7 protein-coding genes are annotated in these 6,445 nt (G+C 63.1%); 2 read left to right on the top strand and 5 right to left on the bottom strand.

The features are described from left to right. Together B3E94_RS11095 and B3E94_RS11090 are read left to right on the top strand one after the other, a co-directional pair. The coding region (locus tag B3E94_RS11095) for an SDR family oxidoreductase (protein WP_286913527.1) at positions 1-706 on the top strand (706 nt) is incomplete at its 5' end. A gap of 83 nt (positions 707-789) precedes the next feature. Further along, entirely contained in the window at positions 790-1,254 is a 465-nt protein-coding gene (locus tag B3E94_RS11090; RefSeq protein WP_286913526.1) for a hemerythrin domain-containing protein, read from the top strand. 66 nt (positions 1,255-1,320) lie between these two features. Here the strand turns inward: B3E94_RS11090 and B3E94_RS11085 are convergent, their stop codons facing one another. The 5 genes from B3E94_RS11085 to B3E94_RS11065 all read right to left on the bottom strand — a co-directional run bounded on the left by B3E94_RS11085 (position 1,321) and on the right by B3E94_RS11065 (position 6,180). Then, complete coding sequence (locus B3E94_RS11085; RefSeq protein ID WP_176511523.1) at positions 1,321-1,875, bottom strand: helix-turn-helix domain-containing protein; 555 nt, start codon at positions 1,873-1,875, stop codon at positions 1,321-1,323. Positions 1,876-1,996: 121 nt separating this feature from the next. Next, positions 1,997-3,355 (bottom strand): aspartate aminotransferase family protein, encoded by a 1,359-nt coding sequence (locus tag B3E94_RS11080; RefSeq protein WP_286913525.1) that lies wholly within the window; start codon positions 3,353-3,355, stop codon positions 1,997-1,999. Positions 3,356-3,410: 55 nt separating this feature from the next. Continuing rightward, a complete protein-coding gene (locus B3E94_RS11075) occupies positions 3,411-4,184 on the bottom strand; it encodes a gamma-glutamyl-gamma-aminobutyrate hydrolase family protein (protein ID WP_176511469.1) in 774 nt (257 codons plus the stop codon). Between the two features lie 67 nt (positions 4,185-4,251). Then, the gene (locus tag B3E94_RS11070; protein ID WP_176511468.1) at positions 4,252-5,598 is read right to left on the bottom strand and encodes a glutamine synthetase family protein; all 1,347 of its coding nucleotides are present in this window, start codon (positions 5,596-5,598) and stop codon (positions 4,252-4,254) included. 27 nt (positions 5,599-5,625) lie between these two features. Then, positions 5,626-6,180, bottom strand: coding sequence for a helix-turn-helix domain-containing protein (locus B3E94_RS11065; RefSeq protein ID WP_176511467.1), 555 nt, complete (start codon positions 6,178-6,180; stop codon positions 5,626-5,628). Positions 6,181-6,445: the final 265 nt, after the last annotated feature.

The raw sequence follows: 6,445 nt of genomic DNA, 5'->3' as shown, positions 1-6,445 counted from the left end.
CAGCGGCATCGGCCGCGCCGTCGCCATCGCCTACGCCCGCGAAGGCGCGGATGTGGCGATTGCCTACCTGGATGAGCACGAAGACGCCCAGGAAACCGCGCGCTGGGTCGAAGCCGCCGGCCGGCAATGCCTGCTGCTGGACGGCGACCTGGCGCAGAAACAGCACTGCCATGCCATCGTCGACCAGACCGTGGCGAAGTTCGGGCGCATCGACATCCTGGTCAACAACGCGGCGTTCCAGATGGCCCATGAAAGCCTTGACGAGATCGACGATGACGAGTGGCTGATGACCTTCGACGTCAACATCACCGCCATCTTTCGAATCTGCAAGCGGGCCTTGCCGTCGATGCCCAAGGGCAGCTCGATCATCAACACCAGCTCGGTCAACTCCGATGACCCCTCGCCCAAGCTGCTGGCCTATGCCGCCACCAAAGGCGCCATCGCCAACTTCACCGCCGGGCTGGCGCAGTTGCTGGCAGACAAGGGCATCCGGGTCAACAGCGTGGCGCCTGGGCCGATCTGGACGCCTTTGATTCCGGCCACCATGCCTGACGAGGCGGTGAAGAACTTTGGCTCGGGCTACCCGATGGGGCGGCCGGGGCAGCCGGTGGAGGTCGCCCCGATCTATGTGTTGCTGGGCTCGGACGAGGCCAGCTACATCTCAGGCTCGCGGTATGCCGTGACGGGAGGCAAACCCATTCTGTGAACGGCACTACCGCTCGACTCTGCTGCACAAGGCGGGTTCCCATCCAGGAGAGCCCGGGTTCACGATCCGCGAAGAGGTTGCCCATGAACGCCATTGAACTCCTGATCCAGGACCACAAACTGGTCAAGAAGCTGCTCGAAGAACTGTCTTCCACCACCGAACGTGCGGTCAAACGGCGCGCCGAACTGCTCCATCGCATCGAACAGGAGCTGCAAGTGCACACTGCACTCGAGGAACAGATCCTCTACCCGGCCATCAAGCAGGCCGGTGGCAAAGAGGAAGCGAAGATGTACTACGAGGCCAAGGAAGAACACCGCACCGTCGACTCGCTGGTGCTGCCTGACCTGCTGCACACCGATACCGGCACCCTCGAATTCGCCGGCCGGGTCAAAGTGCTGAAGGAGCTGCTCGAGCACCACATCGAGGAAGAAGAAGACGCGTTGTTCCCCACGGCCAAGACGTTGCTGGGCAAAGACCTGCTGGAGGAATTGGGGCAGACCATGCAAGCGCAGAAGAAAGTGCTCAAGGGTGAGCAACGCGCCGCTTGATCGGGGATCGGCGATGGGACTTTGCGCAGCTTTGGCTGCGCTTTTTTTATTCAGGCAGGTGGCGGCTCAATTGAACACCCAGAGCACGCGAGTAGGTTTGTCGGTGAGGTTGGCGTAGCGAAAGCTGGCGTGGGATTGCAGCTGAAAGCTGTCATTGGCGCGCAGGGTCACCGGCTCGCCTTCGTCCAGCCACACCGTAAGCTCACCTTCGAGCACGAAACAGCCCTGCTCGGAGCTGTCATTGAGAAACTCCTCGCCGCTGGTGGCGCCGGGTTCGAGGTGGCTGTCGAGCATGGAGAAACCACCGGTGATGGTGGGCGAAACCAGCACATCGGTGATGCCGCCGGCAAGGTGCAGCGTGCGCCGCTCGTGGGGGCGGGTTACCCAGTCCAGCTCGCGGGGCTTTTCCAGGTTGTAGAAATAGGCGGTTGACACGCCGAGCGCTTCGCTGATGGCGGTCAGGTCCGCCACGGTCGGGCGCGAGACGCCGCGTTCGACCTGGGACAGAAAGCCCACCGAACGGCCGATGCGTTGTGCCAGCTCACCGAGGGTCAGGCCTTTGAACTTGCGCAGGTCGCGAAGCAGGGTTGCCAGTTGTTCGATTTCTTCGTGAACCATGATCGAGCGCGGCCAGAGGTTGCGAAATTATTGGCATGGAAAATACCTGAATAATTCCACAAATCAAGCGCATGCCCGGCGGGCACCGCGGCAGGGTTTGGCGCCCTGCCGAGGTGCCATGGCCTTACTGGAGCGCCTGGTAGGTCAGGTCCAGGCACTTGCGGGCCTTTTCCACCAGCTCGTCGATCTCTTCGAGGCTGATCACCAGGGGCGGCGCGATGATCATGGTGTCGCCCACGGCGCGCATGATCAGGCCGTTGTCGAAGCAGTGCTGGCGGCAGATCATGCCCACGCCCTTGCCCTGGTAGCGGGCGCGGGTGGCCTTGTCTTGCACCAGCTCGATTGCGCCGAGCATGCCCAGGCCGCGCACTTCGCCCACCAGCGGGTGGTCGGCCAGCTCGCGCAGGCGCTGCTGCAGGTAGGGTGCGGTTTTTTCGTGAACCTGCTCAATGACCTTTTCCTCGCGCAGGATGCGCAGGTTCTCCAGGCCCACCGCCGCCGCCACCGGGTGGCCGGAATAGGTGAAGCCGTGGTTGAAGTCGCCGCCTTCGCTGATCACCTTGGCCACGCTGTCACGCACGATCACGCCGCCCATGGGGATGTAGCCGGAGGTGAGGCCCTTGGCGATGGTCATCAGGTCGGGCTTGAGGCCGTAGTAATCGGTGCCGAACCACTCGCCGGTACGGCCAAAACCGCAGATCACTTCGTCGGCGACGAACAGGATGTCGTACTTGGCGAGGATCTCCTTGACCTTCGGCCAGTAGGTCTGCGGCGGGATGATCACGCCGCCGGCGCCCTGGATCGGCTCGGCGATGAAGGCCGCGACCTTGTCCTCGCCCACTTCCAGGATCTTCTTCTCCAGCTGCTCGGCTGCCCACACGCCGAAATCGGCCTCGGTCATCTCGCCGCCTTCACCGAACCAGTACGGCTGCGGGATGTGCACGATGTCCGGCAGCTGGCCGCCCTGCTCGTGCATGCCGCTCATGCCGCCCAGGCCTGCACCGGCCACGGTGGAGCCGTGGTAGCCGTTGATGCGGCCGATGATGACCTTCTTGTCCTTCTGGCCCTTGATCGCCCAGTAGTGGCGGACCATGCGCAGCACGGTGTCGTTGCCTTCGGAGCCGGAGCCGGTGAAGAACACGTGGTTCATGCCCTGCGGGGCCACGTCGGCAATCGCCTTGGCCAGCTCCAGCGCCGGCGGGTGGGCGGTCTGGAAGAACAGGTTGTAGTACGGCAGTTCCTTCATCTGCTTGCTGGCCACCTCGGCCAGCTCGTCGCGGCCATAGCCAACCGCCACGCACCAAAGGCCGGCCATGCCATCGAGGATCTTGTTGCCTTCGCTGTCCCAGAGGTACACGCCTTTGGCCGAGGTGATGATGCGCGGGCCCTTCTCGGCCAGTTGCTTGACATCGCTGAACGGTGCCAGGTGATGGTCACGGCTCATGGCCTGCCAGGCCAGGGTCTGCGAGCTCTTGTCAGTCATTGTTCTCTCTCCATCAAGTCGAGCAGCCGGGCTGCGGGAAATGTCTGTTGTCTATTCAGGCGGTCTTCAACATCAGTTGGCGCAACACCGAGCGTTGCCGGCAGGCTTTGCCGAACGCCTGGAACATCTTCAGGTAATGCGGGTTGTCCATGACCTGGAACTCCGGGTGCCATTGCACGGCCAGGGCGAAGCTCTTGGCGTGCTCGACCGAAATCGCTTCCACCAGGCCGTCCGGGGCAATGGCTTCCACGCGCAGCCCGGGCGCCAGTACATCGATGCCCTGGCCATGGATGGAGTTGACATCGATGAGCGCCGGTATGCCCATGCGGTCCATCAAGCCGCCAGGCTGGATGTGCATCTTGTGGCGCGGGCCGTATTGCTGGGCCAGGGGCTCGTCCTTGCCTTCGCGGTGGTCCATGAACGTGCCGGTTTCATGCACCTTCTGGTGCAGGGTGCCGCCCAGCGCCACGTTCATCTCCTGAAAGCCCCGGCAGATGCCGAACACCGGCACACCGGCGGCGATCGCCGCACGCATCAGCGGCAAGGTCGTGGCATCGCGCAGGCGGTCGTGATGGGTGCCTGGCGCACTGGCCGGGCCGTTGTAGTGCAACGGTTCGATATTGGACGGCGAGCCGGTGAAGATCAGGCCATCCACCGTGTCGAGTATGTCGGCGGTATCCATCAACTCAGCGAGACTGGGAATCACGATGGGCAGGCCACAGGCCGCATTGGCGGCAGCGCGTGCGTACTTTTCGCTGATCGTCTGGGTTGCATGCTGCTCAATCATGCTGGTGCATGCAGTAATGCCGATAACAGGCACACGTGGCATATCAATCCTCCGGCAAATCACTCTTGCAAGTCAGGGTCAAACTTGTGGTTGGAAGGTGCAGCGCGGGTCACAGGAACCAGCGGTACTCGCGTGCATTGATTTCATTCAGAAAATCCAGCTGCTCCTGGCGCTTGTTCTCGCAATAGACCATCACGAACTCACTGCCCAGGCCTTGGTTGACCACCGGGTGGTGGCGCATGGCGGCCACTGCGCTCAGGGCATCCTTGGGGAAGTCGATGCCGCTCTGGCGGTTGTCGTTGAGCGGGGCGATGGGCTCCACGCCACGCTCCAGGCCGTGCTCCATGCCGGTCAAGATCGCCGCCAGCACCAGGTACGGGTTGGCATCGGCGCCGGCCAGGCGGTGTTCGATGCGCAGGTTGCGCGGGTCGGACTCGGGGATGCGAATGCACGCATCGCGGTCTTCGAAGCCCCAGCTGGCGCGGCTGGCGGCGTTGACCATGGCGCCGTAGCGGCGGTAGGCATTGTGGTTGGGGGCGAAGATCGGCATGCAGTGCGGCAGCAGCTCCAGGCAACCGGCCACGGCATGGCGCAGGTTGCGCTGCTCGCGGCCCGCCAGGAGGTTGTTGCCGTCGTTGTCGTACAGGCTCACATGCACGTGCATGCCGCTGCCCGGGGCGTCCAGGTAAGGCTTGCTCATGAAGCTGGCGCGGTGGCCGTGCTTCATCGCCACGCCGCGGGTGCTGCGGCAGAACAGCGCCGACCAGTCCGCCGCACTGAGCGGGTCGTCGCTGTGGGAGAAGTTGATTTCGAACTGGCCCGGGCCGAGCTCGGCGGTGATCACGTTGGCCGGCACGCCCTGCTCGTTGGCCACATCGACCATCTCGTGCAGCACCGACGAGAAGCGCGAGAGCCGCTCGATGTGCATGTTCGGCTGGTCGTCCTGATCCTCGGTGGCAGCATCGCGCGGGAACTGCGGCAGGCCGTCCTTGAGCTTGCGGTCGAACAGGTAGAACTCAAGCTCGAACGCCACCACCGGGCGGATGCCACGCTTGGCAAGGCGCTCGATCACCCGCGCCAGCACTTCGCGCGGTTCGAATTCGATGGGCTTGGCGGTGCCATCGGAGGTGATCAGCATCTGCGCGATCACTTCCTGCTCCCAGCGCACCGGCTTGAGGGTGCCCGGCACCAGGCGCCGCGGGGCATCCGGGTCGCCGTCGGCAAAGCAGTAGTCGCCAATCGGGTACAGGCCGCCCTGGGTGCCGAGCAGCACGCAGTTCTGCGGCAGCTTCAGCGGGGTGCCGGCGGCGACCTTCTCGAGCATGTCCATGGGGTAGCGCTTGCCATAGAAGTGCCCGGGGATGTCCAGTGCAATCAGGTCGACGTAACGCACCTGCGGGTATTTGGCGCGAAAGGCACGTACTTCAGTCAACAGATCCGCAAAGATGACACTCATCTTCTTATCCTTGTTATGTGAACGAATTCAATTGAAAACCCAGAGCACGCGGGTCAGCTTGTCCGTCAGGTTGGCGTAACGGAAATGCGCGTGGGGGTTGAGCTGGAAGCTGTCGTTGGCCTGCAGGGTCACCGGCTCGCCATCGTCGAGCCACACCGTCAGTTCGCCCTCGAGGACGAAGCAGCCCTGCTCGGAGCGGTCGCTCAGGTACTGCTCGCCACTGGTCGCGCCTGGCTCCAGGCGGCTGTCGAGCATGGAAAAGGCGCCCGCGATGGTCGGCGAGGCCAGCACGTCGGTGATGCCCGAGGCCAGGTACAAGGTGCGCCGCTCGTGGGGGCGGGTGACCCAGCTGACTTCACGCGGCTTGCTCAGGTTGTAGAAGTACGCGGTGGAAACACCGAGCGTTTCGCTGATGGCGGTCAGGTCGGCCACGGTGGGGCGCGACACGCCCCGCTCGACCTGGGACAGAAACCCCACCGAACGATCGACGCGCTCGGCCAGCTCGCCCAGCGTCAGGTTCTTGAACTTGCGCAAGTCGTGAATGAGGATCGCCAGGGCTTCGACCTCTTCGTGCATCGTCATCGCTCAGCACCACCGTGAAATTATTGGACTTATTTTTCATGAAAAAATACATGAAAAATTTCACGAGTCAAGCAAGGGATGCGAACACGCAGTGGCGAGCGCGCAATGGGATGCGGGCGCTCGCCACTAGGGTCATCAAGATTGTTTCAAGCGCGATGGGCTTGTGCCTCGTGGCTAAGCAGGGATGATCTGCAGGCACGAATGCAGGCCGTACACCTGGGCAGATGAAAATCTACCCGCAGCTAACGCCCTCTGTTTTTTTGCC

It is taken from the genome of Pseudomonas sp. UBA6315, from assembly GCF_002438125.1.
GTDB lineage: Bacteria > Pseudomonadota > Gammaproteobacteria > Pseudomonadales > Pseudomonadaceae > Aquipseudomonas > Aquipseudomonas faucium.
The sequence above is the reverse complement of the archived record's forward strand: the minus strand, read 5'-3'. Positions and strand labels throughout refer to the sequence as shown.